This window comes from Methylobacterium sp. 285MFTsu5.1 (assembly GCF_000383455.1).
GTDB lineage: Bacteria > Pseudomonadota > Alphaproteobacteria > Rhizobiales > Beijerinckiaceae > Methylobacterium.
This window is the reverse complement of the sequence record NZ_KB911271.1, coordinates 514770-538363: the sequence shown is the minus strand read 5'-3', so window position 1 is coordinate 538363 and position 23594 is coordinate 514770. Positions and strand designations below refer to the sequence as shown.

The following is a 23594-nucleotide window of genomic DNA, read 5'->3' as shown; positions in this document are numbered from 1 at the left end:
CAGGAGCGCCTGGCCAAGCTCGCGGGCGGCGTCGCGGTGATCCGCGTCGGCGGCGCGACCGAGGTCGAGGTGAAGGAGAAGAAGGACCGCGTCGACGACGCCCTCAACGCCACCCGCGCGGCGGTCGAGGAAGGCATCGTCCCGGGCGGCGGCACCGCGCTGCTGCGCGCCAAGAAGGCGGTCTCCGAGCTGAAGTCCGAGATCCCGGACGTGCAGGCCGGTATCAAGATCGTCCTGAAGGCGCTCGAGGCCCCGCTCCGCCAGATCGCCCAGAACGCGGGCGTGGAAGGCTCGATCGTGGTCGGCAAGATCACCGACAACACCTCCTCGGAGACCTTCGGCTTCAACGCCCAGACCGAAGAGTACGTCGACATGATCCAGGCCGGCATCGTCGACCCGGCCAAGGTGGTGCGCACCGCCCTGCAGGACGCGGCCTCGGTCGCCGGCCTGCTGGTGACCACCGAGGCGATGGTCGCCGACGCGCCGAAGAAGGACAGCCCTGCTCCGGCCATGCCGGGCGGCGGCATGGGCGGCATGGACTTCTAAGTCCGAGCCATCCGCTGAGACGAAGGAAGGGGGTCGCCGCGAGGCGGCCCCTTTTCTCTTGGCGCCGGCCTGCCGCGGTGGCCCGCGGGGCGCAGGCCGGTCAGAGGCCGCGACGCGACGCTTCGGCCGCGAGACGCGCCCGCACGGTGGCGATCAAGGATTGCCGGACGTGCTCCGTCGCCTGGAACGGGATATCGAAGTTCAGGCTGTGGTAGATCAGGGATCGGATGCTGTCCTGATCGGGATCGTCCGCGCCTGTCTGCATGAAGTCGAGGATCCAGGCATGGATCGCCGCGTGGTCGGACGTGTCGGGATCCGCGGCGAGGACCAAGTGGCCGCCGTGAATCCAGTCATCGCGCAGGGTTGCGGACACTTCGTCCGATGCAGGCATGACCTCACCTCGCGGCTCTGCCCGGTGCGGCCGGGACGATAGAGTTTTCGCGCGCGCCGATCCCGTTCTCCACCAGCGACCGCGGAGCTTCGACGCCGCGTCACCTGTACGTCGGCGCCTCGCCCGGCCGCGATGTGGCGCGGCGGTCCGGGCGGTGGGCGATCAACAAAAAACGGGACGGCTCGCGCCGTCCCGTTCAGGGGCCTAATTATCGGCCAAGGAAGATCGAAGCCAGTCGCTGGAGCAGGCCCCGCGGTGCGGGCGGAGGCTCGCTCTGCCCAGGACCGTCCCCGATCTAAGCGTTGGCGGCGAAGGGGTGCTGCGCCGAGTTGCGCTGCTCGGTGACCGTCGAGGCCTTCGGCTCGCCGTTCACGGCGCGCTGGATCGACAGCTTGGTGGCCTCGTAGTTGTACTTCTGGATCTTGGCGTCGTCGGCCGCCTCCCAGTGGATGAACACGCCGACCAGGATGTACAGGTCGTCGGCCTCGTCCGCCGGGATGATGCCCTCGGCCACCGCGTCCTGCACGGCCTTGGCAACGCCGTGCTGGGCCGGGCCGAACATCTGGACGGCCTGACGGGCGTCGTTGATGGTGACCTTGTTAAACATCAGGGTGTTCGGCTTGCACGGCAGGTTCGGCGCGATGACCGCGAGCAGGCTGGTGAAGCCGTGCTTGTTGTTCACGAGGCCGTTGCAGAAAGCCGTCTCGGCCGGCGAACCGCGCGGTCCGATGATGAGGTCGATGTGGGCGACCTCGTTGCCGTCGCCGACGAGCGCTTCGCCGACCTGAACCTTGGTGATCTTCGCCATTCGGTGTCTCTCCCTGGATTCCGAAATAGAGCCGCGCGCCGGGCGGTGCCGCGGCCGGGAAGCCATCCTTGTTATCGGCGCCCGACCATGCCGGCCGAGCCGGTTGGGCCGAGCCGGTTGGGCCGGACAGCGCGGCGGACCCTACAGCGGGCCCCTGCGGCTCACAACCCGCGCAAGGCCCTGACACGAAGGAATTTCCATCCGCCCGGCGCTATGGACACCGGATCGTGCACGCGGCTCAGGCCAGCCGGGCGCCGGCGCCCGCGAGCGCGTCCCAGAACAGCGTCGCGACGGTGAAATCCGCGCTCGTGCCGGGATTGATCGACCGCGCCTTCAGCGACGCGTCGAGGGCCAGCAGCGCGTCGACCGGCCGCGCGGCGAGATCGATCCCGGCGAGTGCCGCCTCGACTTCCCGGCGGACGCCCTCGGCCGCGGCCGCGCCGTGCTTGCGCGCGACGTGGCTGTCCGGGACGGCGCGCAGGAAGGCGAGGTGGATCGCGGTCGTGCACCAGGTCGGGTCGAGCCCGGCGGCGCGGGCCTCGCGCAGGGCGGCGAGCCCGATCGCCGGCACGTCCGCGAACCCCGTGACGTAGGCGCGGGCGATCCGGTCCCGGTCCGCGGCCTCCGCCATGGCGTCGCGCAGGGCGCCGGGCGCCGCCTCGGCGACGTCGTGCCGGGCGGCCTCGCCGAGGCCGCCCGGATTCGCGCGGCGGATGCCCGCGAAGACGGCCTCCGAATCCGCGCCGTCCAGCGTGTCGAGCACCGCAGCGACGGTCCGATCCCCCTCGGCCGCGACCGCGAGCGGCGCGCAGAGCAGCAGGATGCCGAGATTGGTGTTCTGGCCCACCGCCGCCACCGTGGCGGCGACGCCGTCGCGGACCCGCGCTCCGACGCCCGCGCCCGGGCGGGCCAGGGGCGGGGCCGAGACGTCGGCGCTCGTGACGAAATCCGCCAGCACCATGCGGTGGCCGGGCGCGTAGGCGTGGACGTTGCCGGGCTTGAGGGCGTCGAGCTCCGCGAGGCAGGCCGCCCGGTAGAGCGTGCCGATCAGCGTCGCGTCGAGGCCGGTCCCGCTCATGCCACCACGAGCCGGGGGCGGCTGGCGCCGCGGGCCGCGGCGAGGAAGCCCCGCACCACCGCGGCCGCGATGTCGGCCTCGCAGACGGTCTGGAGCCCCGACCAGGCCGGCATGGAATTGACCTCGAGGACCGAGAACCCGCCCTCCCCGTCCTCGACGAGGTCGACGCCGGAATAGTCGACGCCGACCGCGGCGGCCGCCGCCTCGGCCAGCTCGGCGGCGGCGCGCGGCATCGCCCAGGGCAGCGGCCGGCCGCCCCTGTGGACGTTGGTGATCCAGCCGTCGCCCTCGCGGATCATGCCGGCGATCGCCCGTCCGTCGCAGACGAACACCCGGTAATCGCGCCACAGGCCGTCCCGGCGCGGCACGTAGCGCTGGAGGTAGTAGACCCGGGCCACCGCCTCCTCGTCGGGCAGGTCCTCCGGGCGCTCGATCAGGGCGAGCCCCTCCCCCTGCGAGCCGAACAGCGGCTTCAGGACCAGCGGCGCGCCCGGCCGCGCCTCGGCGGCGACCAGGGCCGCGGCCGCCTCGCGCTTCGAGAACACCCAGGTCGCCGGGGTCGGCAGGCCGGCCCGGTCGATCAGCAGCGAGGTCGCCGCCTTGTCGACCGAGCGCTCGATCGCGGTCGGCGCGTTCCAGACGGTGACCCCCGCGGCGACCAGGGCGTGCAGAACGCCGAGCCGCATCGTCGTCGCCTCGAAGGTGCCGCCCGCGATGGTCCGCATCAGCACGCCGTCCGGCAGGGCGTCGGCGAAGCCCGGCACGCGCAGCGGCTCGCCGCCGCCCGTGACCACAGCCACGTCGGCGAGGGAGAACAGCACCGGCTCGACGCCGCTCGCGCGCAGGGCCGCGAGCAGGCGGTTCTTGTGCCAGGTGCCGTTATCGGCCGCGAGCCCGATGCGCATGGTGGTCCTGATGGGGTCCTGATCGTCACGGGGCCGCCCGCCTCCGGGGCGGCCCGAGGTTCTGTCGCTCGGTGGATCGGACTGGGGGCCCCGCCGCGCGGGAGGGGCGCCCCGCGTGCCCTCAGGCGAAGGACGCGTCGACCAGCGTCGGCTCCAGGCGGCCGCCGCGGTAGGTCGCGCCGGAGCGCACCGACGTGACGATCGCCTCGGCCGGCGAGAACAGGGCGCCGTCGATCTTGTAGAAGTCGCCGTTCACCCGCGCGAAGATGTCGGCGAAGGGCGCGCCGTGGTCGCTCGAGGTCGTGGAGGGCAATTGCTCGGCGAGCTGCTTCGCGTCGGCATCGTCGGCGTCCACGAAGAGCTGGACCCGGCCGCCGTAGATGATCGCGTCGTTGGTCCGGCCCATGGCCTTGATGAAGTCCGGGTGCGGCGGCGACAGCGGCGCCGAGCCGATCCCGTCCACGATGGCGTGCAGGTCGAAGCCGACCGTGTGGGCCTTGTGGAGGGCGACCTCCAGGACGCGGGCCACGACCTGCGTGGAGCCGGCGAGGCTCTGGGTCGGCGCGAAGATGAAGGTCAGGTCCTCGGGCTTGAGGCCGGAGGCCTCCGCGACCTTGGCGACGACGCTCTCGGGCGGGCCGCCGGCCGCCTCCAGTACGAGGGCGGTCTTGGTGGCGGAATCGCGGAAGCCGAGTTCCTGGTACAGCTCCTCGACGGCCGCCACCGCGCGGCCCGGGCCCGAGCCGAGGGCGAAGAAGCCCGAATCCCCGGTCTCGTCGGCGAGGCTCCAGCCCGCGTACTGGCTGCCGAGGCAGGCGAGCACCGGGTCGGCGGAATGGACCGTCACCGAGTACGGCCAGGACGCGATCGGCCCGCTCGGCGCGATCGTGACGGTGCCGAGGCCGCCGAGGCAGATCTCGGCGATGCGCCGCCCGGCCTCGATCGAGCCCCGCGCCTGCGCGCCGGCATCGACCATGCGGGCGCCGCCGGCGGCCTGCGACACGGAGAGCCGCAGCGTCGCGGCGTCGGCCACGAGCCGCTCGACCAGGGGGCCTGAGAGCGCGTTGATGCTGGGATAGGACGGGCTGGCACTCATGACGGGGCTTCCTCGGGGTGTGTTTTCTTCGCCGCGCAGACGGCCCGCAGATGTGCCGTCCGCGTTTCCAACAGGGCGAGCACCTCCGCCCGGTCCGCGCCTTCGGCCAGCACCGTGCAGAGCGGCGCGTCGCGGCGGACCGCCGAGCCGGGGCACGGGCGGTCGCGCACGCAGTCCGGCCAATCGAGGTCCGGCACAGGCGCAAGCTCACGGTCCGCGTAACAGATCTGCGCGGCCGCCGCACCCGCCGGATGCGGGCCGGGCTCCGGCATCGTGCCGAGGCAGGCGGCGATGTGGGCCGCGAGCAGCGGCGTCCCGCGCCTGTCGAGGACGTCGAGGGTCGCGCCGGGCCTCGGGTTGATCTCCGTGAGCCACCACTCGGTCCCGTCGACCAGCAGGTCGGCGCTGGCGAGGCCGCGCAGGCCCGTCGCGGCGACGATCCGCTCGGTCCCGGCGGCGACGGCCTGCACGACGTGGGCGGGGAGCGCCGGGGATTCACCGGCGCCGCGGGCAAGCGCCCCGGCGTAACGGAACGGCCGGATCGGCGACGGCGCGCACCATTGCTCGGTGACCGCGAGGACGCGGATCGTTCGGCCGTCGGCGAGAAAGTTCAGGGCGTGCGGCCGCCCCGGAACGCGCGCCTGGAGATAGTGGTCCACCGGCGCGGGCGACCGGCCGGCCGGTCGGATGTGGCTGCCTCCGGAGCCCCCCGCCCGCTTGACCAGCCAGCCCGCGGGGTCCGCCGGCGGCGCGGCCGTCACGGCCGGATGCGGCACGCCGAGGCGCGCGCACAGGGCCGCGAAGGCCTCGGGATCCTTCAGGGCGGCGACGGTCCCGGCCGAGGCGCCGATGAGCCGGTGCCGCGCGGAGAGGCGCGCGATCAGGTCGGGGGCGTCCTCGAAGCCGCTGCCCAGGATCAGGCCGACCGGGTTCCCGGCCAGCGCCGCGAGGTCGTCGAGCGCCGCCAGGGTGGCGTCGGCGGCGGGGCCGGTGCCGAAGCGGCCCGGAAGTTGCCGGAAGGCCTCGGCCAGCGCACGGGTATCGGAATCGCCGAACAGGTCGGCGACGTAGGGCCGAAGCCCCGCGCGCCGCGCCGCCTCGGCCAGGGCGCGCCCGGCCTGCGCGGCGATCAGGACCGCGTCCGCCATCGGCATCCGGTCCGGGAGCGGCCTAGCCGGCGATCTCCACGGCGAGCTCGTAGGCGTCGCGGAAGTCGAGGCACAGCGGCGTGTCGGAGGCGAGCATCCGGTCGAACAGGCGCCGCTGCGTCTTGTACTTCACGTCGCCGACGGCCAGCGCGCCGATACCGACCCCCTTGCCCGTGGGCAGCGCGACGTCCACCGCGTTGACGTCGATCCCCGCGATGCCGGCGGGCGGCACGGCGTTGACGTCGGACGCCACGAGCAGCTTCGTCGCGGATTTCAGATCCTCCGCGGTGAGGATCGGGATGCCCGCCGGGCCGGCCGAGAGGATGACGTCGGCGTCGCGGATGGCCGCGCGGCGGTCGTCGGGCGTCGTGCCGTCGACGGCGCCGACCTCGATGCCGAAGCGCCACTTCATCGTGAAGGCGATCTTCGAGACGCGCTCCTCGCCGTCGTGGCCGACCAGGACGGTGGTCGCGCCCTGCAGGGCGCCGATCACCGCGGCCACGTAGGCGACGACGCCCGCGCCGCCGAAGATCACGATGCGCTTGCCCTTGAGGTCGGTGTTGAACTTCTGCCGCAGGGCGCGGGAGACCTGCGCCACCATGGCGGCGCCGGTGGTGAACGAGCCCGCCGGGTCGGCGAACACGTGGTTCACGAAGGGCGGCACGAAGGCCTTCTTGGCGCGGTCGACCATGTCGAGGGCGTCCTCGGCGTTCTTGCCGCCGATGAAGATGCCCGTCCGCGTCCCGTCGGCCGGCGACCGCGAGAAGATCGAATCCTGCGTCAGGGTGACGACGTCGGCGAGGCTGACCTCCGCGTAGGTCACCACCGTCTCGAAGCCGGCATCCACGGCCATGTTCACGTCGAACGGGCTCATGTGCCGGAGCGGCGTCAGCATGTGGAGGATCGAGCGGGCCATGGAATCCTCGTGCGGCGCGCGAGAGAGGCGCCTTCCCTCCGTCCAAACCCGGAGCGGCGCCCCGGGTCAAGCCCGGGGCGGCCAGCTCACGCCGGACCGGTTACCGAAGCGCCACCGTTGCGGCCCCGGGCGATGACGAACCGAAGGGGGCCGCCGCGATCGAGGCCGGCCACCAGGGCGCGGGCCTCCGCCTCGGACGGGACCAGCGCGAAGCCGGTCGGCCCCCAGGAGGACTGGCCGTAGCCCGCGACGCCCCGCGCGGCGACGCTGGCGAGCGCCTCCGCCACCGCGGCGCTGGCGTAGCGGCCGCCCTGATGGGGCGCGAAATGGTCGCCGATCAGCGTCTGGATCCGGGTGATGCCGGCGCCGAAGCCCTGCGGCTCCGCCAGGGCGACGGCGGGCAGCACCTGCATCAGCGCGATCCGGCAGATCTCGGCAGCCTGGGCCTCGGGGAAGCGCGGCAGGTCGCGGAAGGCCTCGACCTCGCGCGTCCCGTGCACGCCGGCCATGCTCGGATCGAGGATCAGGACGATCCGCCAGGCCTCGGGATAGGGCAGGCGCGCGATCACCGGCGGCGGCCCGCCATCCGCGCCGCGGCCGCCGTCGACGATCAGGCCGCCCTCGGTGAAGGCGCACAGGCCGACGCCGGACCGGTTGCCCCGGTCCAGGGTCGCCGCGAAGGCCTCCGCCGCGAAAGGCTCGCCGTTGAGGCGCGCCATCGCGGCCGCCACCGCGAGGGCGAGCTGCGTGCCGGAGCCGAACCCGGCATGGGCCGGGATCACCCGCTCGACCGCGACGGCGACGTCCCCGCTGCGCCCGAGATGGGCGGCGGCGGCCTCGACGTAGCCGCGCACCCGGTCCGCCTCGGGTCCCGTGACGTCGGGACGGACCGCCCGGCGGGCGGTCAGGACGAGGGACGGCGCGTCGATGGCCAGCCCGATGCTGCCGAAGCGGCGGCCGAGCCCGCCGTGCAGGTCCAGGAAGCCGAAATGCAGCCGCGCCGGCGCCTCGACCCGCACGGTACCGTCCGCCGTCGCCTCGTTCCGTTCGGGGACCTCGCCCAACGCTCTTCCCTCGAATCCCGTCTCGAATCCCGCAGGTCCCGCCCCTGCGCGGCGCGCTTGTCACACGCGGCCCGGAACCGGGCAACGTGGACGCGCGCGGATCGTGCCCGCCGACGGCGCAGGACTGATCGATCGCGGAGAGCGCGCGCGGCGGAGAACCGATACCCGCGATTCACTTCCCGACGCGCATCGCCGCCGGACCCCCTTGCCGCGGTGCGCGGATGAAGGCAAACCTAGGCCCGCGACGGCGCGCCGAGTTTGCCGCCTGCCCGGACATGCCGGGCGGATGAGCCATTCCGATTCGGTGGGGAACCCTCGGGCTCGAGGGGCACCCGCTTCGTCCGGTCTTACGGCCGTCGCCCGCTCCGAAACCAAGCAAGAACGTTGCGAGAGGGAGCATGGCAGCCTGGGTGAAGGGTGGCGCGACGGACGCGGGCACCGCCATCGAGGCGGCCGCATCCCTCCTCGCCAAAGCGCGCGCGCCGGTGATCGCCGGCCTCAGCGCCGACGTGGCCGCGATCCGCGCGGCCTACGATCTCGCGGGGCGCATCGGCGCCTCCGTCGACACCGCCGGCGCGGCCGGCACCTACGCGGACCTCGGGGCGCTGAGCCGGGTCGGGGCGCTGACCTCGACACCCGCCGAGGCCGTCGGGCGCGCCGACGTGGTGCTGGTGGTCGGCGCCGCCCCCTGGCAGGCGCCGCTCCTGAAGCGCCTCGTCGACGGCAAGCCCGGCCGCGGTCGCGCCGCCGGGTCGGACCGCACCCTGCTGGCCGTCGGTGCCAACGCCACCGCGTCCCTGTCCTGGCCGGCCGAGGGCGGGCTGACCGAGGCGGTCGGCGTGCTGCGCGCCCACGCCCGCGGCCACCTCGCCGGCGATGATCTCCCCGGCCAGATCGCCGCGCAGCTCGCCGCCGCGCAGTACGGAATCCTCCTCTACGACGCCGCCGAACTCGGCGAGGTCGGCATCGAGATGCTCCAGGGCCTCGCCATGGAGCTCAGCGAGACGACGCGCTGCTTCACCCTCGCGGTCGGCGGCACCGGCCAGGACCGGGCGGTGGTGCCGGTCTCGGCCTGGCTCACCGGGCAGGCGCCGCGCAGCGGCTTCGGGCGCCGCGTGCCCGAGCACGATCCCTGGCGCTTCGACGCCACCCGGCAGGTCGCCGCCGGCGAGGTCGACGCCGTTCTCTGGCTCGGCGCCGTCCCGGTGTCGCGCCCGGACTGGCTGTCGAACGTCCCCTCCGTCGCGCTGGTCGCGGACGGTGAGGCCGGGGCCGCCGAGGTGGTGATCGCGGTCGGCCAGCCCGGCCGCGACCACGGCGGCGTGTTGTGGAACGAGCAGCGCGCCGCGCTGACCTTCTGGCCGGCCTCGGCGCCGTCGGATCTGCCGTCGGCCGCGTCGGTGCTGGGCGCCCTGAAGGAGCGCCTGGTCACGGGCCCGGCCGCGTCGAGGAGTGAACCCGCATGCTGAGCGTGATCCGGGGCGGGCGCGTCGTCGATCCGACCGCGTCCCGCGATTCCGTGGGCGACGTCTGGATCGAGGACGGCCGCGTGATCGATCCGCCGGGCCGCGAGCCCGACGCCGTGATCGACGCCGCGGGCTGCGTGGTGATGGCGGGCGGCGTCGAGGTGCACTCGCACATCGCCGGCGGCAACGTGATCACCTCGCGGCTGCTCCTGCCCGACCTCTACGTCAGCGAGGCGGCGCCTGACGGCCATCCCTTCGCCCACGCGGGCGGGGCGGCGGCCTGGATCGGCTCGACCTACGCGCGGATGGGCTACACCACGGCCGTCGAGCCGGCGATGCCGCCGACCCACGCGCTGGGCACGCAGCTCGAACTCGCCGACATCCCGCTGCTCGACCGCGGCGCCCTGACCGTGATGGGCAACGACGACCAGCTCCTGCAGCTCCTGCGCGAGGGCCAGGGCGGCAACGCCGTGCGCGACCTCGTCGCCCTGTCGGTCGCCCAGTCGCGCGGCCTCGGGGTCAAGTGCATCAACGCCGGCGGCGCCTCCGCCTTCAAGGACGGGGCCCTGCGCCTCTCCCTCGACGACGAGATCCCCTGCTACGGGCTCTCGACCCGGCAGATCATGGGCTCGCTCCTCGACGCGGTCGAGGAGATCGGCGTGCCGCACCCGCTGCACGTCCACTGCAACAACCTCGGCCTGCCCGGGGCCGACGACAGCTTCATGGCGACGCTGGACGCGGCGGAGGGACGGCGCATCCACTTCGCCCACGCGCAGTTCTACGCCTACGGCGCGGTCGACCCGGCCAATCCCGGAACCGGCGGCTTCCGCTCGGCCGCCGAGCGGATCGCGCAGGCGATCACCGACAACCCGAACGCCACTCTCGATATCGGGCAGGTCGTGTTCGGCCAGACCGTGACGGTGTCCCTCGACATCCTCCGCCAGTTCGCCGGCCGGAAGGGCGCCAAGCCGAAGAAGTGGGTCCTCAACGCGGGCGACGCCGAGGGCGGCGGGGTGGTGCCGTTCCTGTACCGGCCCCGGGGCCCGACCAGCTCGCTGCAATGGGCGATCGGCCTGGAGATCATGCTGCTCTCCACCGACCCGGAGCGGACGATCCTGACCACCGACCACCCGAACGGCGGCCCGTTCACCCAGTATCCCCGCATCATCCACCTGCTGATGGACAAGTCGGAGCGCGACCGCGAGATCGCGACGCTGCCGAGCGTGGTCGGCGAGCGGTCGAGCCTCCCCGGGCTGGAGCGCGAGTACACGCTCTCGGAGATCGCGCAGCTGACCCGGTCCGGACCGGCGAAGCTCCTCGGCCTCGCCGACCGGGGCCACCTGCGGGCCGGCGCCCGGGCCGACATCGCGGTCTACCGCGACGACGCGAACCGCACCGCGATGTTCACCGCCGCCAAGCTCGTCCTCAAGGACGGCGTGCCGATCGTCGAGGACGGCGAGGTCGTGGAGTGGCGCGCCGGCCGCACGCTGTCGCTGACCGTCGAGTCCGACAAGGCCATGGCGAAGCGCGCCGACACCTACCTCACGGAGCGGTTCGGCGAGGGCCTCGACAGCTTCGCCGTGCCCGACGCGGCCTTCGGCGAGGGCCGGGAGAACTTCGAGGCGGTGCCATGCCGGGCGTGATCAGCGGGGCGAGCCGCGGGAAGTACGATGTCTGACCTCACCCTCAACGGCATCCCGGTCGTCGACACCTTCGCGGAGGCGTTCGACGTGGCCGGCACGGCCATCATCGTCACGAACGACACCGCCAAGTGGGCGATGATCGCCGCGACCACGATGACCGGCTTCGCCACCTCGGTGATCGGCTGCGGCGCCGAGGCCGGCATCGACGCCGAGCTGTCGCCCGAGGAGACCCCGGACGGTCGGCCGGGCGTGCGCATCCTGCTGTTCGGCTTCGAGCCGAACGGCCTCAAGGACCAGCTGATCAAGCGCGTCGGGCAGTGCATCCTCACCTGCCCGGGCACCGCCTGCTACGCGGGTGTCGACGGGCCGACCAAGATCAAGCTCGGCGGCGCGATCCGCTATTTCGGCGACGGGTTCGCGGTGGCCAAGCGCCTGCCCGACGCCACCGGCAAGGCCCGGCGCTACTGGCGCATCCCGGTGATGGACGGCGAGTTCCTCTGCGAGGATTCGGTCCGGGCCGTCGACGGCGCGGTCGGCGGCGGCAACCTGCTGTTCCTCGGGCGGAACCACGCCGAGACGCTCAAGGTCGCCGAGATCGCCGTCGAGGCCGCCAAGGCGGTCCCGGGCGCGATCCTGCCGTTCCCGGGCGGCATCGTCCGCTCCGGCTCCAAGGTCGGCGGCCGGACCAAGGGCATGATGGCCTCGACGAACGATGCCTACTGCCCGACCCTGAAGGGCCGCGCCGGCTCGGCGCTCCCGGCCGAGTGCGGCGTGGTGCTGGAGATCGTGATCGACGCCCTCACCTCGCAGGGCGTGTCCGACTCGATGCGCGCCGGCCTGCACGCCGCCACCGAGATCGGCGGCAAGCACGGCCTGATCGCCGTCACGGCCGGCAATTACGGCGGCAATCTCGGCCGCCACCACTACCACCTGCGCGACCTGATCGCGCGCGACAGCGCCAAGCCGGAGGGCTGAGCCGTGAGCACCCTCACCCTGCGCGCGGCCCCGCCCGAGCGCCTGGACCTCCTGAACGTCAACCCGCGGGCGCTCAGTCGCCTGTCCCAGGGCGAGGCCGAGCGCCTCGAGATCGGGACGACCCGGACCGGCGTGCGCCTCGGCGACTGCTTCGCGGTGGCGCTGGACGGCTCCGACACCCTGACCATCGAGGGCGGCCACGAGCGCCTCGACCGGGTCGGAGCGTCGCTGTCCGAAGGTACGATCCGGGTGACCGGCGATGTCGGCCAGCGCCTCGGCGCCGGCATGGCGGGCGGCAGCCTCACCGTCACCGGCCATGCCGGACCCTACGCGGCCTCCGGTGCCACCGGTGGCACGATCACCGTCGAGGGCGATGCCGGGGACTATGCCGGTGGCGCGGTCTACGCCGCGAAGGCCGGCCTCGACGGCGCGACGCTGATCATCCGCGGCAGCGCCGGCGCCCATCTCGGCGACCGGATGCGGCGCGGGACGATCGTGGCCGGGCGCGCGGGCGCCTTCGCGGGCTCGCGCATGATCGCCGGCACCCTGGCGGCGCTCGCGGTGGGCGATCATCCCGGCTTCGGCATGCGCCGCGGGACGCTCCTCGTCGGCAGCCACGGCCGGATGTCGCCGACCTTCGTGGAGACCGGGACGCACGACCTCGTGTTCCTGCGGCTGCTGGCCAAGGCCCTGCGCGGCCTGAGCGCCGAGCACGCCGACCTCCTCGGCAACCCGCTGCGCCGCTACTCCGGCGACCTCGCGACGATCGCCAAGGGCGAGATCTGGGTCGCGGCCTGACGCCGCCTGGGCAAGGGGCGTGGACGCGTCCTATGCTCCCCGCCAAGCCGGCCCGCACGAGGCCGGCAGCCCGGGGAGGCGCCCATGCTGCTGCTGCTGTCGATCTGTCTCGTCGCCCAGCCCTCGACCTGCCGCGAGGACCGGATCGAGATGTCCTTCGAGAGATCGAGCCCCTTCGTGTGCCTGCGCAACTCGCAGAGCGCGCTCGCGACGTGGCAGGCGGCGCATCCGGAATGGCACGTGGAGCGGTGGCGCTGCGCCGCGAAGGGCAGCCTGCCGAAGGACCTGTGACGGGACCTTGGTTCGGCGCTCCGGCGGTGCCATGCTCGGGCCCGCCTGCACGGCGGGATTGAGGTCGGGACGGGGACGATGCGCTCGCTGAAGGTCCGCTTCGCGCTGCTGCTCGGCGGCACCGCCATCGTGGTGATGCTGGCCGCCGCGGCCGCCTTGGCGGCCATCGGGGCGGCGGAGCGCACCGTCGACCGGACCCTCGAGGCCCAGCGGCGCCTGGAGCTGCTGGCCGAGCTGTCCGGCCGCCTCACGCAGTTCGGTCTCGCGGCGGTGGAGACCGTCGGCAATCCCGACGGCCAGCCCGAGGCGATGGCGATCGCCCGCGACAACGCCGACCGCGCCCTGGCCACCGTGGACGAGGCGCTCGCCAAGAGCTTCCCGCCGAGCGACGACCCGGCCGACCGGATGCAGTACGCCGCCCGCACCCGCCCCATGGCGCAGCTGCGCGCGGCGCGCGCCGTGTTGGACCGGCAGGTGTCGCTGATCAGCCGCCAGACCGAGCCGGAGCGGCGTCAGGACGCGATCAAGGGCGCGCTCAACGGTTTCGGTGCCATGACCGGCCAGCCGCTCTCCTTCCTGATCGAGGCCGAGCGGCGCAGCATGGCGCTCGGCTCCGAGGAGGCCCGGGCGCTCTCGGAGCGCCTGCGGGTGGCGGCCGCCGCCGCTGTGGCCGCGGCCCTCGTGCTGCTGGCGATCCTCTACCGCGGCGTCACCCGGCCGACCCTGGCCCGCATCGAGGAGGTCCGCCGCGCCGCGAGCGCCATCGGCCACGGCGCCCTGGATACGCGCCTCTCCGTCGCCACGCGGGACGAGCTCGGCCTGCTCATGACCAACGTCAACCGCATGGCCGCCCGCCTCGCTCGCCGGGAATCGCGGGTCGCGGCCGACCGGGCGGCGCTGGAGGACACCGTGGCGGCCCGCACCGCCGATCTGCGCGCCGCCAACGCCCGGCTCGAGGCCGTCGATCAGTCCCGCCGCCGCTTCTTCGCCGATGTCAGCCACGAACTGCGCACGCCCCTGACGGTGATCCTGGGCGAGTGCGATCTCGCCCTGCGCGGCGCGTCCCGGGGCACCGATCCGGGACCGGTCTTCGCGACGATCAAGAAGCGGGCGCAGCGCCTCAAGCTGCGCGTCGAGGACCTGCTGCGCGTCGCGCGCTCGGAATCCGGCGAGATCGCGTTCGACAAGCGCCGCCTGGGGCTCGCCCAGGTCCTGGCGGAGGCCGTGGACAACATGAGCTCCGAGGCGGCGCGGCGCCGGGTGGGCCTCACCCTCGATCCCGGCACCCGCGACGTCGAGAGCCTCGCCGACCGCGAGTGGATGCGCCAGACCGTCGAGAGCCTCGTCGACAACGCGCTCCGCCACGCCGCCGGCCTCACCCGGGTCGAGGTCGCCCTGGCGGCAGGGCCCGGACCGGTCGGACGGATCACCATCACGGATGACGGACCGGGCTTCGGCGCGCCGGAGGACGCGCTGTTCGAGCGCTTCAAGCGCGGCTCGGGCGCCGGACCGGACGAGACCGGGTTCGGCATCGGGCTCGCGCTGGCGCGGTGGATCGTGGAGCAGCACGGCGGCACGATCCGGCTCGGCCCCGGGCCGGACGGGCGCGGGGCCCGGGTCACCCTGGACATCCCGGCCTGCGATCCGGCATGGGAGACGGGCCCGGTCGACGGCGCTGCCGTTGGCGCCCAAGTGGGCGCCCAACTGGGCGCGCAGGTGAAGGAGTCGGCCGCATGACGCGGATCCTGATCGTCGAGGACGATATCGACATCCGCGGCCTCCTCGCCCGAGGGCTCGAGGCCGAGGGATTCGAGGTCGGGACGGCGGCCTGCGTCGACGAGGCCCTGAAGGCGGCCCACGACCCGGCCCCCGGCGCGGTGCTGCTCGACATCAACCTCCCGGACGGTTCGGGCCACGACGTCTGCCGGTCCCTGCGCGAGGGCGGCTTCCCGGGCGCGATCCTGTTCCTCTCGGCCCGCGACGAGATCCGCGACCGGGCCGAGGGCCTGGCGCTCGGCGCCGACGACTACATCATCAAGCCCTTCGAGTTCGACGAGCTGGTCGCGCGCCTGCGGACCCACCTGATGCGCCGCGAGCAGGCGGAGGCGCCGCGCTCGCGCATCACCGCCGGCAAGCTGATGCTCGACCTCGAGACCCGGCAGGCGAGCTGCGGCGAGGCGAGCGCCCGCCTCACGCCCCGCGAGGCCGACCTGCTGGCCATGCTGATGGAGAATATCGGCAAGCCGGTCTCGCGCGCCGACATCTTCGACCGGCTGTGGGCGAGCCAGGGCGGGCTCTCCCTCAACGTGGTCGACGTATATATCGGCTACCTGCGCTCCAAGATGGCCGATTTCGTGCGCTACGGCGGGCCCGGCCTCGTCACCGTGCGGGGTAAAGGATTCATGCTGGAACTGCGCGGTCCCGACTTCCGCCAGTAGGCCCCTGTACTTTAGTCGCAGGCCCGCCCATTTCGCGATGGTTTCCGGACGCTTAGGAAGTCTCTCACGAAAAATTTGGGAGGATCCGGCAACTTAGTGCTTGAAGCCCGCGCGTGAATCGTCGATACCTCTCCGGCGCCGGAAATGAGAGCGCCATCAGTGTCTTAGGGTCCTCTTAGGAACCGCGTGACACTCGGTGTAGATGTTGCCTGAGGAGAAACACCATGAAGTGGGCTGCCCCGATCGTGTCCGAGATCTGCGTCGGCATGGAAGTGACGAGCTACGAGTCGGCCGAGATCGACACCTTCAACTGAGTTTCACGGGCCGGGGATCTCGGGAGCCGCACCATGCGCGTCGTGATCCTCGGTTCCGCGGCCGGCGGCGGCCTTCCCCAGTGGAATTGCCGCTGCCCCATCTGCACGCTGGCGCGGTCCGAGTCGGACCGGGTGCGGCCCCGGACCCAGTCGAGCATCGCGGTCTCCGCGGACGGGTCGGACTGGCTGCTGATCAACGCCTCGCCGGACATCCGGCAACAGCTCTTCGACAATGCGCAGATGCATCCGCGCGAGGGTCTGCGCCACTCGCCGATCCGCGCCGTGCTCCTGACCAACGGCGACGTCGACCATGTCGCGGGTCTCCTGACCCTGCGCGAAGGTCAGCCCTACACGCTCTATGGCACGCGCGGGATCCTCGATTCGGTCAACGCCAACCGCGTCTTCGACGTGATGGCCGAGGGCGTGGTCGCCCGTCGGCCGATCGGCATGGACCAGCGCTTCGAGCCCCTCCCCGGCCTGTCGGTCACCCTCTTCCCGGTTCCCGGCAAGGTGCCGCTCTGGCTGGAGGACGAGACCATGCAGATCGGCGCCGAGACCGAGACCACGGTCGGCGCCCTGATCGAAGCCGGCGGCCGGCGCCTCGCCTACATTCCCGGATGTGCCCGGGTGACGGACGGTCTGCGCGCGCGCATCGCCGGCGTGGACGCGCTGCTCTTCGACGGAACCGTCCTGCACGACGACGACATGATCCGGGCCGGCGTCGGCACCAAGACCGGCTGGCGCATGGGTCACGTGCCGATGCGCGGCGAGAACGGCTCGATCGAGGCCCTGGCTTCGGTCGAGATCGGGCGCCGCGTCTTCGTGCACATCAACAACACGAACCCGGTCCTGGTCGAGGGCTCGCCGGAGCGGGCCGATGTCGAGGCGGCCGGCTGGACCGTGGCGCATGACGGGCTGGGTCTGACGCTCTAGGACGCCGCGCCGACGGCCTGCCGGATCCCCGCGCCGCGGCCTTATGCGCGACGGACGCTCGCCGGCGATGGTTGGGCGCCCGGGGGGACGGCACTATATCGTGGCTGAGCCCGGACAGTCGCCCCGCGCACGAGGGCGGGATCGGAACACAGGAAACGCGACCTGAGGACGGACGCCGGACACGCCATGAACGCCATTTTCCCGACCCCCGATGCCGCCGACAGCCAGCGTCTCCTGAGTCCCGAGGAACTGGAGGCGGCCCTGCGCGACATCGGCGCGCGCCGCTACCACAACCTGCACCCGTTCCACCGGCTGCTGCACGACGGCAAGCTGTCGAAGGACCAGGTCCGGGCCTGGGCGCTGAATCGCTACTACTACCAGGCGATGATTCCGGTGAAGGACGCCGCCGTGCTGGCGCGGATGACCGACGCGTCGCTGCGGCGGATCTGGCGCCAGCGGATCGTCGACCACGACGGCGACCACGAGGGTGACGGCGGCATCGAGCGCTGGCTCAAGCTGGCCGAGGGCGTCGGCTTCGACCGCGACTACGTGCTGTCGACCCGCGGCATCCTGTCGGCCACGAAGTTCTCGGTCGAGGCCTACGTCCACTTCGTCTCCGAGCGGACGCTCCTGGAGGCGATCGCCTCGTCGCTGACCGAGATGTTCTCGCCGACGATCATCTCCGAGCGCGTGGCCGGGATGCTGAAGAACTACGACTTCATCACCAAGGACACGCTGGCCTATTTCGACAAGCGCCTGACCCAGGCGCCGCGGGACGCGGACTTCGCCCTGGACTACGTCAAGCAGCACGCCACGACGCCGGAGCTGCAGCGGCAGGCGATGGCGGCGCTGACGTTCAAGTGCACCGTGCTGTGGACGCAGCTCGACGCCCTGTACTTCGCCTACGTGGCCCCCGGCATGGTCCCGCCGGACGCGTGGCAGCCCGGCGAGGGTCTGGTGGCCGAGGCGTCTCAGGCCAAGCCGGGAGCGGCCGGCGGGAAGATGGCGGCCGGCGACCGACCGCGGTTGCCGCGCGGCGTCCGGCTGCGCAACGACGAGACCCGCGGCAAGTGGGTCCTGCTCGCCCCCGAGCGCACCTTCGACCTCGACGACAACGCCGTGGCGGTCCTGAAGCTCGTGGACGGCGCGCGGAGCGTCGCCGACATCGCGGACGAGCTGGGCAAGACCTACGCGGCCGATCCCCGCGCCATCGAGGCCGACATCCTGGTGATGCTCGACGGCCTCGCGGAGAAACGGGTTCTCGAGCGATGAACGCGCTGACGCCGAACCGCCCCGACGCGCCGGCCCCGGTCGGTCTGCTCGCCGAGCTGACCCATCGCTGCCCGCTGCGCTGCCCGTACTGCTCGAACCCGCTGGAGCTCGACCGGCGGTCGGGCGAGCTCGACACGCAGACGTGGCAGCGCGTGCTCGGGGAGGCGGCGGCGCTCGGCGTCCTGCACGTGCACCTGTCCGGCGGCGAGCCGACGGCGCGCAACGACATCGTCGAGATCACCAAGACCTGCGCCGATCTGGGCCTGTACTCGAACCTGATCACGTCCGGCGTCGGCGGGGCGCTGGGCAAGCTGCAGGCACTCTACGACGTCGGCCTCGACCATGTGCAGCTGTCGGTGCAGGGCGTCGACGCGCAGAACGCCGAGAAGATCGGCGGCCTGAAGAACGCGCAGCCGCAGAAGTTCGAGTTCGCCGCCAAGGTGGTCGCGCTCGGCCTGCCCCTCACGCTGAATTCGGTGATCCACCGCGGCAACATCCACGAGGTGGCGGGCTTCATCGATCTCGCGGTGAAGATGGGCGCCAAGCGGCTCGAGGTGGCGCACACGCAGTATTACGGCTGGGCCTACGTCAACCGGGCGGCGCTGATGCCCGACAAGGCGCAGGTGGACGAGTCGATCCGGATCGTCGAGGCGGCCCGGGAGCGCCTGAAGGGCCAGCTCGTCATCGACCTCGTCGTGCCCGACTATTACGCGAAGTACCCGAAGGCCTGCGCGGGCGGCTGGGGCCGCAAGCTGATGAACGTCACGCCCCAGGGCAAGGTCCTGCCCTGCCACGCGGCCGAGACGATCCCGGGGCTGGAGTTCTGGAACGTCAACGACCGCTCGCTCGGCGAGATCTGGCGCGACTCGCCGGCCTTCACGGCCTATCGCGGCACCGACTGGATGAAGGAGCCCTGCCGCTCCTGCGACCGGCGCGAGAAGGACTGGGGCGGCTGCCGCTGCCAGGCGCTCGCGCTCGCCGGCGACGCGGCGGCCACGGACCCGGCCTGCTCGCTCTCGCCGCTCCACGCCAAGGTGCGGGCGCTCGCCACCGAGGAGGCGGCTGAGAACCCGCCCGACTACGTCTACCGGACGATCGGCAGCAACGTCCGGTCGCCGCTCAAGGAGGAAGTGAACTCGTGAGAAGTCTTGTCGTGAGGGGCCTCGCCGCGACGTCGGTCGCGCTGGCTCTGGCCGCGCTGCCGGCCCTCGCCGAGGACGCGCCGAAGCCCGCCACCGTCACCCCGGCGAACGCCGCTGCCCCGCCCTCCGCGGCGGATCTGCTGTTCGACCAGCCGCACATGAAGAACACGGCCGCGGGCTCGACGCTGACCTACGATTACCTGCGCCGCTCGGGGATCTCGAAGGGGCCGTTCGGGGCGCCGCTCGAGGACACGATCCAGCTGAAGGTGACGCCCGGGAAGACCACCGAGGGCCGCGACATCAGCGTCGTGATGTTCTCCGGGCTGAACCGGATGCCGGCCGGCCCGTTCGAGGACATGGCGGGCAACCCGGTCGTCTCGCTGTTCCTGGAGAACCATCTCCGGGCCGTCGCGAAGGTGCTGGAGGCGAACCCGCGCTACCTCAAGCTCGCGATCCGCAAGGGCCTGCGCGAGAAGGCGACGGTGACGCCGACCAAGGTGGATATCGGCGGCCGCGAGGTCGACGGCTGGCGCGTGGTCACCAAGCCGTTCGCGGGCGACGCGATGGCGCAGCGCATGCGCGGCATGGACGACATGACCTATACCTTCGTCACCGCGCCCTCGGTGCCGGGCGAGATCGTCTCGATCGAGGCGTCGTCGAAGAGCCCGGACGGCGGCGAGCTGCTTGAGGAGAAGCTGAGCTATGATCAGAAGGCTGGCTGAACGGAGCGCGCTGGCCGCCCTCGCCCTGACGCTGTCGGGCCTGGCCGGCTGGGCCGCCGAGGAGAACGATTATCCGACCGACGCGCGGGTCGACTACGTGTTCGGCTGCATGGCCGCCAACGGCCAGACCCGCGAGAGCCTGCAGAAATGCTCGTGCTCGCTGGACCAGCTCGCCGCGATCCTCCCCTACGACAAGTACGTTCAGGCGAGCACGGTGCTCTCGATGCGGCAGGGCATCGGCAACCGGGCGAACGAGTTCAAGTCGACCAAGATCTTCGACGACAAGGTCGCGGAGCTGCGCCGCGCCCAGGCCGAGGCCGAGATCCGCTGCTACCACGGCTGACGGGCAGGTCTGAGCCGCACGGCGAGGCCGGCGTTGCGCCGGCCTCCCGATTCGCGCACACCGGCTCCCGAACCGCGCTCGTGAACGGGACCCGCCTGTGACCCCCTCTTCCCGCCTGTCCGACCTGCTGCCGGCGCTCGGCGGCCGCACGCTGGTCATGGGCATCCTCAACGTCACGCCCGATTCCTTCTCCGACGGCGGGCTGTTCGCCGGGGAGGCCGAGGCCGTGGCCCAGGCCGAGCGGCTGGTCGCCGAAGGGGCGGCGATCCTCGACGTCGGCGGGGAATCGACGCGGCCCGGCCACGTTGCGGTCCCCGCCGAGGAGGAGCAGGCGCGCGTCGTGCCGGTCATCCGGGCCGTGGCGCCGCGGCTGCCGGTGCCGATCTCGATCGACACCTACAAGGCCTCGACGGCGCGCGCCGCGCTCGAGGCCGGCGCGCGGATCGTGAACGACGTCTGGGGCCTCCAGCGCGAGCCCGACATCGCCAACGTCGCGGCCGCCCACGGCGCGCCGGTCATCATCATGCACAACCGCGAGACGATCGAGCCGGAGCTCGACATCGTCGCCGACATGCTGGCCTTCTTCGAGCGGTCCCTCGCGATCGCCCACCGGGCGGGCCTCGCGGATTCCGAGATCGTGCTCGATCCGGGGGTCGGGTTCGGCAAGACCTGGAACCAGCATCTCGAGGCGCTGCGGCGGCTGCCCGAGATCCGCGCCCTCGGCTTTCCGGTCCTCGTCGGCGTCTCGCGCAAGTCGCTCCTCGGACGCCTGCACGACCGCGTGACCCGTCCGGCGGACCGCCTGCACGGGTCCCTCGCCGCCCACGCCGTCGCGGCGACCCTCGGGGCCGACATCGTGCGCGTGCACGACGTGGCCGCGCATATCGACGCGATGCGCGTCGTCGACGCCGTGATGCGGCCGGAGGCGCGCTGAGCATGGCGGGCGACCTGATCCGCGTCACCCGGATCGCCGTGTTCGGCCGGCACGGCGTGCTGGCCGAGGAGGCGGTGCTCGGTCAGCGCTTCTACATCTCCCTGGAAGCGGAACTCGATCTCGGCCCGGCGGGCCGCTCCGACGACGTGGCCGGCACGGTGAGCTACGCGGATCTCACGGCGGTGGCGGTCGCGATCGCCACCGAGCGCCGATTCAACCTGATCGAGGCCCTGGCCGAGACGGTCGCCGCGGAGATCCTCGCGCGCTTCGCGCAGGTCGACGCCATCACCGTTCAGGTCGACAAGCCGAGCGCGCCCGTCCCCGCCATCCTGGACAGCGTCGGCGTCGCGATCACGCGCCGCCGCGGAGCCGGTCGATGAGGGCGTATCTCGGCATCGGCAGCAATGTCGGCGACATGGCCGCGATGCTCGACCGCGCGGTCACCGGTCTCGCCGCGATCCCGGGCATCGACGTCGTGGCGCGCTCGGCCGACTACCGGACCCCGCCCTGGGGCAAGACCGATCAGCCGTGGTTCCTGAACGGGGCCGTGGCGGTCGAGACCGACCTCGATCCGCACGGGCTGCTCGACGCCTGCCTGCAGGTGGAGCACGACCTCGGCCGGATCCGCGAGGAGCGCTGGGGGCCCCGTGTGATCGACATCGACGTCCTGGCCTACGAGGGCGCCAGCATCGACGACGCGCGCCTCGTCCTGCCGCACCGCTACGTGCGCGAGCGGGCCTTCGTGCTCGTCCCGCTGGCGGAGATCGCGCCCGACCTCGTCATCGGCGGCGAGCGCGTGGTGGACGCCCTGGCGAAGCTCGACTCGACCGGTATCGCGCGCGCCTGATGGCGGCGCGCGCCGCGGCGCTGCGCGTCAGCGCTCGCCGGGGGCGACGAGCTTGTTCTCTTCCTCGTCGAGGAGCGGCACGTCGTAGTCGCGCAGGACCTTGTCGATGTCGGCCTTGCGCTTGCGCAGGATGGTGTTCAGCGAGCGCTTCCAGTCGTTCTCGCCGATCCGGACACCCATGGCGATCCGGTACGCCATCGGCGGACGCTCCGGCTCCTTCAGCAGTGGCACGACGCTCATGGGCGTGCCGGACTGCTTAGCGAGCCAGCCCGCCGCCGGGCCCCAGAGGACGGCCGCGTCGATCTCCTTCGCGGCCAGGGCCGCGACGATCTCAGCAGCGACCGTCTGGTGCTTGCGGGACGGGTCGAGCTGGTAGGGCGCGTAGGCCTTCATGGCCGAGACGAGGCCCAGTTCGCCCATCCGGTTGACCGGCGGCGTCCCGGCGATCACGCCGATGCTCTTGCCCTTCAGCCGCGGGTCGTCGAGGGCCGTCACACCGTCGAGTTCGCCCGCGCGGGTGACCAGCGTGTAGGCCGATCGATAATAGGGATTGGTGGTCTGGACCAGGTCGCTGCCGAAGGCCTGGCCCATGATGACGTCGCAGAGGCCGGTTCCGAGCGTGTTGCGCACGAAGCCCGGACCCTGCGTCAGCCAGTAGTAGCGGACCTTGATCTTCAGCTCGTCGGCGATGATCGCCGCGATCTTGTTCTCGAAGCCGTCCTCCTTGCGTTCGGAGAACGGCATGTTGCCCGGATCACCGCAGACGCGCAGCACGTCCGTGGTGACGGTATCCGGCAGATGCTGGGCGAGCGCGCCCTGCGCCCCGAAGACGGTCAGGGCGCAGAGAACGGCGATCCGGGCAGGAGACGACATCAGCCGCCCATGCATTCCTTCTCCGCCTTCTTGGCGGTCTCGGGCTTGCCCTCGTGCTCGGAGGGACGGATACGCCCGATCGCGCCGGAGGCGCGCGCCTTGAGGTAGACGTAGAGGTCGTCCGAGTAGCACATGACGTTCTTGTTGTCGCCGAAGGCCGGCATGACCTTCTGCTCGGCGGCGTTCACTTCCTGCTTGCCGCCCGCCAGGATGCCGATGAACTCCTCGTAGGAGAGGTGCTTCAGCGAGTCCTTGAGGGCCGGCGCGTAGGTCGACCCCATGCCGTCCGGGCCGTGGCAGACGTGGCACTCGGCGTGATAGCGGCGGTAGCCCGAGTAGGTGTACCAGTCGAGCATCTTGCCGTCCTGGGTCACATGGAACGTCGGGTGGCCCTCGGCGTCGAAGTACTTGCCGTCGTCGACCTTCACGGCCGCGTCCTTCTTCAGGAGCTTGTCATCCTGCTCGGCGGTCTTGTCGTTCGCGTTCAGCGAATTCGCCAGCTTGGGGTCGGCGGGCTTGGCATCCTCAGCATGTACGGCAACCGTCGAGACGGTCGCTAGGGCGAGGGCGGCGATAACCGGCCGCGTTACGATCTTGCTGAGGTTGAGCAACGCATGTGTCTCCCTTGATCGAGGCTCTTGGTCTCCCTCC

General features: G+C 72.3%; 27 protein-coding genes. 17 read left to right on the top strand and 10 right to left on the bottom strand.

What is annotated here, in order from left to right:
• On the top strand, positions 1-546 hold a 546-nt coding region (locus H288_RS0106825; RefSeq protein WP_026604742.1), incomplete at its 5' end, for a TCP-1/cpn60 chaperonin family protein.
• 100 nt (positions 547-646) lie between these two features.
• On the opposite strand, the gene H288_RS0106820 is transcribed toward H288_RS0106825, so the two are convergent.
• The 8 genes from H288_RS0106820 to H288_RS0106785 all read right to left on the bottom strand — a co-directional run bounded on the left by H288_RS0106820 (position 647) and on the right by H288_RS0106785 (position 7952).
• Complete coding sequence (locus H288_RS0106820) at positions 647-937, bottom strand: hypothetical protein (RefSeq protein WP_081636449.1); 291 nt, start codon at positions 935-937, stop codon at positions 647-649.
• Positions 938-1232: 295 nt separating this feature from the next.
• Positions 1233-1745 (bottom strand): 5,6,7,8-tetrahydromethanopterin hydro-lyase, encoded by a 513-nt coding sequence (gene fae / locus H288_RS0106815; RefSeq protein ID WP_012317540.1) that lies wholly within the window; start codon positions 1743-1745, stop codon positions 1233-1235.
• Positions 1746-1983: 238 nt separating this feature from the next.
• A complete protein-coding gene (locus H288_RS0106810) occupies positions 1984-2823 on the bottom strand; it encodes a triphosphoribosyl-dephospho-CoA synthase (RefSeq protein ID WP_020091843.1) in 840 nt (279 codons plus the stop codon).
• Positions 2820-3728 (bottom strand): RimK family alpha-L-glutamate ligase, encoded by a 909-nt coding sequence (locus H288_RS0106805; RefSeq protein WP_020091842.1) that lies wholly within the window; start codon positions 3726-3728, stop codon positions 2820-2822. The genes H288_RS0106810 and H288_RS0106805 overlap by 4 nt, the downstream gene beginning before the upstream one ends.
• A gap of 121 nt (positions 3729-3849) precedes the next feature.
• Positions 3850-4824 (bottom strand): methenyltetrahydromethanopterin cyclohydrolase, encoded by a 975-nt coding sequence (mch, locus tag H288_RS0106800; RefSeq protein ID WP_020091841.1) that lies wholly within the window; start codon positions 4822-4824, stop codon positions 3850-3852.
• Positions 4821-5972 carry an ATP-grasp domain-containing protein gene (locus tag H288_RS0106795; protein WP_020091840.1) on the bottom strand — a complete coding sequence of 384 codons (1152 nt, stop codon included), beginning with the start codon at positions 5970-5972 and terminating at the stop codon, positions 4821-4823. The genes mch and H288_RS0106795 overlap by 4 nt, the downstream gene beginning before the upstream one ends.
• A 22-nt stretch (positions 5973-5994) precedes the next feature.
• Positions 5995-6888 carry an NAD(P)-dependent methylenetetrahydromethanopterin dehydrogenase gene (locus tag H288_RS0106790; RefSeq protein ID WP_020091839.1) on the bottom strand — a complete coding sequence of 298 codons (894 nt, stop codon included), beginning with the start codon at positions 6886-6888 and terminating at the stop codon, positions 5995-5997.
• Positions 6889-6974: 86 nt separating this feature from the next.
• Entirely contained in the window at positions 6975-7952 is a 978-nt protein-coding gene (locus H288_RS0106785) for a beta-ribofuranosylaminobenzene 5'-phosphate synthase family protein (RefSeq protein WP_020091838.1), read from the bottom strand.
• 398 nt (positions 7953-8350) lie between these two features.
• Between H288_RS0106785 and H288_RS0106780 the strand changes: the two genes are divergently transcribed.
• From H288_RS0106780 to folK, 16 genes are all read left to right on the top strand, one after another.
• Entirely contained in the window at positions 8351-9421 is a 1071-nt protein-coding gene (locus H288_RS0106780; protein ID WP_020091837.1) for a tungsten-containing formylmethanofuran dehydrogenase subunit B, read from the top strand.
• Positions 9415-11061 carry a formylmethanofuran dehydrogenase subunit A gene (locus H288_RS0106775; protein ID WP_020091836.1) on the top strand — a complete coding sequence of 549 codons (1647 nt, stop codon included), beginning with the start codon at positions 9415-9417 and terminating at the stop codon, positions 11059-11061. The genes H288_RS0106780 and H288_RS0106775 overlap by 7 nt, the downstream gene beginning before the upstream one ends.
• 27 nt (positions 11062-11088) lie before the next feature.
• Positions 11089-12036, top strand: a complete 948-nt coding sequence (gene fhcD, locus H288_RS0106770) for a formylmethanofuran--tetrahydromethanopterin N-formyltransferase (RefSeq protein ID WP_020091835.1) — start codon at positions 11089-11091, stop codon at positions 12034-12036.
• A 3-nt stretch (positions 12037-12039) separates the two neighbouring features.
• Entirely contained in the window at positions 12040-12834 is a 795-nt protein-coding gene (locus H288_RS0106765; RefSeq protein ID WP_020091834.1) for a formylmethanofuran dehydrogenase subunit C, read from the top strand.
• An 84-nt stretch (positions 12835-12918) separates the two neighbouring features.
• Positions 12919-13125: a hypothetical protein gene (locus tag H288_RS0106760; protein ID WP_020091833.1), complete on the top strand. Its 207-nt coding sequence runs from the start codon at positions 12919-12921 to the stop codon at positions 13123-13125.
• 78 nt (positions 13126-13203) lie between these two features.
• Positions 13204-14862 carry a HAMP domain-containing sensor histidine kinase gene (locus H288_RS0106755; protein ID WP_020091832.1) on the top strand — a complete coding sequence of 553 codons (1659 nt, stop codon included), beginning with the start codon at positions 13204-13206 and terminating at the stop codon, positions 14860-14862.
• Positions 14859-15563, top strand: coding sequence for a response regulator transcription factor (locus H288_RS0106750; protein WP_020091831.1), 705 nt, complete (start codon positions 14859-14861; stop codon positions 15561-15563). The genes H288_RS0106755 and H288_RS0106750 overlap by 4 nt, the downstream gene beginning before the upstream one ends.
• A 224-nt stretch (positions 15564-15787) precedes the next feature.
• A complete protein-coding gene (gene pqqA, locus H288_RS32165) occupies positions 15788-15877 on the top strand; it encodes a pyrroloquinoline quinone precursor peptide PqqA (protein ID WP_012317526.1) in 90 nt (29 codons plus the stop codon).
• Positions 15878-15910: 33 nt separating this feature from the next.
• A complete protein-coding gene (pqqB, locus tag H288_RS0106740) occupies positions 15911-16810 on the top strand; it encodes a pyrroloquinoline quinone biosynthesis protein PqqB (protein ID WP_020091830.1) in 900 nt (299 codons plus the stop codon).
• A gap of 186 nt (positions 16811-16996) precedes the next feature.
• Positions 16997-18082, top strand: coding sequence for a pyrroloquinoline-quinone synthase PqqC (pqqC, locus tag H288_RS0106735; protein WP_020091829.1), 1086 nt, complete (start codon positions 16997-16999; stop codon positions 18080-18082).
• On the top strand, positions 18079-19224 hold the full coding sequence (gene pqqE, locus H288_RS0106730) for a pyrroloquinoline quinone biosynthesis protein PqqE (RefSeq protein ID WP_020091828.1): 1146 nt from the start codon (positions 18079-18081) through the stop codon (positions 19222-19224). The genes pqqC and pqqE overlap by 4 nt, the downstream gene beginning before the upstream one ends.
• Positions 19221-19946, top strand: coding sequence for a hypothetical protein (locus H288_RS0106725; RefSeq protein WP_026604741.1), 726 nt, complete (start codon positions 19221-19223; stop codon positions 19944-19946). Before pqqE ends, H288_RS0106725 begins: the two co-directional genes overlap by 4 nt.
• Positions 19927-20289, top strand: a complete 363-nt coding sequence (locus H288_RS0106720) for a hypothetical protein (RefSeq protein ID WP_020091826.1) — start codon at positions 19927-19929, stop codon at positions 20287-20289. The genes H288_RS0106725 and H288_RS0106720 overlap by 20 nt, the downstream gene beginning before the upstream one ends.
• 97 nt (positions 20290-20386) lie before the next feature.
• Positions 20387-21223: a dihydropteroate synthase gene (folP, locus tag H288_RS0106715; RefSeq protein ID WP_020091825.1), complete on the top strand. Its 837-nt coding sequence runs from the start codon at positions 20387-20389 to the stop codon at positions 21221-21223.
• Positions 21224-21225: 2 nt separating this feature from the next.
• Entirely contained in the window at positions 21226-21603 is a 378-nt protein-coding gene (folB, locus tag H288_RS0106710; protein ID WP_020091824.1) for a dihydroneopterin aldolase, read from the top strand.
• Positions 21600-22070, top strand: a complete 471-nt coding sequence (gene folK / locus H288_RS0106705; RefSeq protein ID WP_020091823.1) for a 2-amino-4-hydroxy-6-hydroxymethyldihydropteridine diphosphokinase — start codon at positions 21600-21602, stop codon at positions 22068-22070. Before folB ends, folK begins: the two co-directional genes overlap by 4 nt.
• Before the next feature lie 27 nt (positions 22071-22097).
• On the opposite strand, the gene xoxJ is transcribed toward folK, so the two are convergent.
• Both xoxJ and H288_RS0106695 read right to left on the bottom strand, forming a co-directional pair.
• Entirely contained in the window at positions 22098-22943 is an 846-nt protein-coding gene (gene xoxJ, locus H288_RS0106700) for a rare earth element methanol dehydrogenase accessory protein XoxJ (RefSeq protein WP_244526844.1), read from the bottom strand.
• A complete protein-coding gene (locus H288_RS0106695) occupies positions 22943-23554 on the bottom strand; it encodes a c-type cytochrome, methanol metabolism-related (protein WP_020091821.1) in 612 nt (203 codons plus the stop codon). The genes xoxJ and H288_RS0106695 overlap by 1 nt, the downstream gene beginning before the upstream one ends.
• Positions 23555-23594: the final 40 nt, after the last annotated feature.

Coding starts and splice junctions, on each gene's coding strand:
- fhcD (WP_020091835.1), top strand. CDS start 11,089: ATGTCTGACCTCACCCTCAACGGCATCCCGGTCGTCGACACCTTCGCG.
- mch (WP_020091841.1), bottom strand. CDS start 4,824: ATGAGTGCCAGCCCGTCCTATCCCAGCATCAACGCGCTCTCAGGCCCC.
- xoxJ (WP_244526844.1), bottom strand. CDS start 22,943: ATGTCGTCTCCTGCCCGGATCGCCGTTCTCTGCGCCCTGACCGTCTTC.
- pqqA (WP_012317526.1), top strand. CDS start 15,788: ATGAAGTGGGCTGCCCCGATCGTGTCCGAGATCTGCGTCGGCATGGAA.
- H288_RS0106760 (WP_020091833.1), top strand. CDS start 12,919: ATGCTGCTGCTGCTGTCGATCTGTCTCGTCGCCCAGCCCTCGACCTGC.
- H288_RS0106750 (WP_020091831.1), top strand. CDS start 14,859: ATGACGCGGATCCTGATCGTCGAGGACGATATCGACATCCGCGGCCTC.
- H288_RS0106795 (WP_020091840.1), bottom strand. CDS start 5,972: ATGGCGGACGCGGTCCTGATCGCCGCGCAGGCCGGGCGCGCCCTGGCC.
- H288_RS0106720 (WP_020091826.1), top strand. CDS start 19,927: ATGATCAGAAGGCTGGCTGAACGGAGCGCGCTGGCCGCCCTCGCCCTG.
- H288_RS0106755 (WP_020091832.1), top strand. CDS start 13,204: ATGCGCTCGCTGAAGGTCCGCTTCGCGCTGCTGCTCGGCGGCACCGCC.
- pqqB (WP_020091830.1), top strand. CDS start 15,911: ATGCGCGTCGTGATCCTCGGTTCCGCGGCCGGCGGCGGCCTTCCCCAG.
- H288_RS0106820 (WP_081636449.1), bottom strand. CDS start 937: ATGCCTGCATCGGACGAAGTGTCCGCAACCCTGCGCGATGACTGGATT.
- H288_RS0106780 (WP_020091837.1), top strand. CDS start 8,351: ATGGCAGCCTGGGTGAAGGGTGGCGCGACGGACGCGGGCACCGCCATC.
- H288_RS0106790 (WP_020091839.1), bottom strand. CDS start 6,888: ATGGCCCGCTCGATCCTCCACATGCTGACGCCGCTCCGGCACATGAGC.
- H288_RS0106775 (WP_020091836.1), top strand. CDS start 9,415: ATGCTGAGCGTGATCCGGGGCGGGCGCGTCGTCGATCCGACCGCGTCC.
- H288_RS0106810 (WP_020091843.1), bottom strand. CDS start 2,823: ATGAGCGGGACCGGCCTCGACGCGACGCTGATCGGCACGCTCTACCGG.
- H288_RS0106805 (WP_020091842.1), bottom strand. CDS start 3,728: ATGCGCATCGGGCTCGCGGCCGATAACGGCACCTGGCACAAGAACCGC.
- folK (WP_020091823.1), top strand. CDS start 21,600: ATGAGGGCGTATCTCGGCATCGGCAGCAATGTCGGCGACATGGCCGCG.
- pqqC (WP_020091829.1), top strand. CDS start 16,997: ATGAACGCCATTTTCCCGACCCCCGATGCCGCCGACAGCCAGCGTCTC.
- folB (WP_020091824.1), top strand. CDS start 21,226: ATGGCGGGCGACCTGATCCGCGTCACCCGGATCGCCGTGTTCGGCCGG.
- fae (WP_012317540.1), bottom strand. CDS start 1,745: ATGGCGAAGATCACCAAGGTTCAGGTCGGCGAAGCGCTCGTCGGCGAC.
- pqqE (WP_020091828.1), top strand. CDS start 18,079: ATGAACGCGCTGACGCCGAACCGCCCCGACGCGCCGGCCCCGGTCGGT.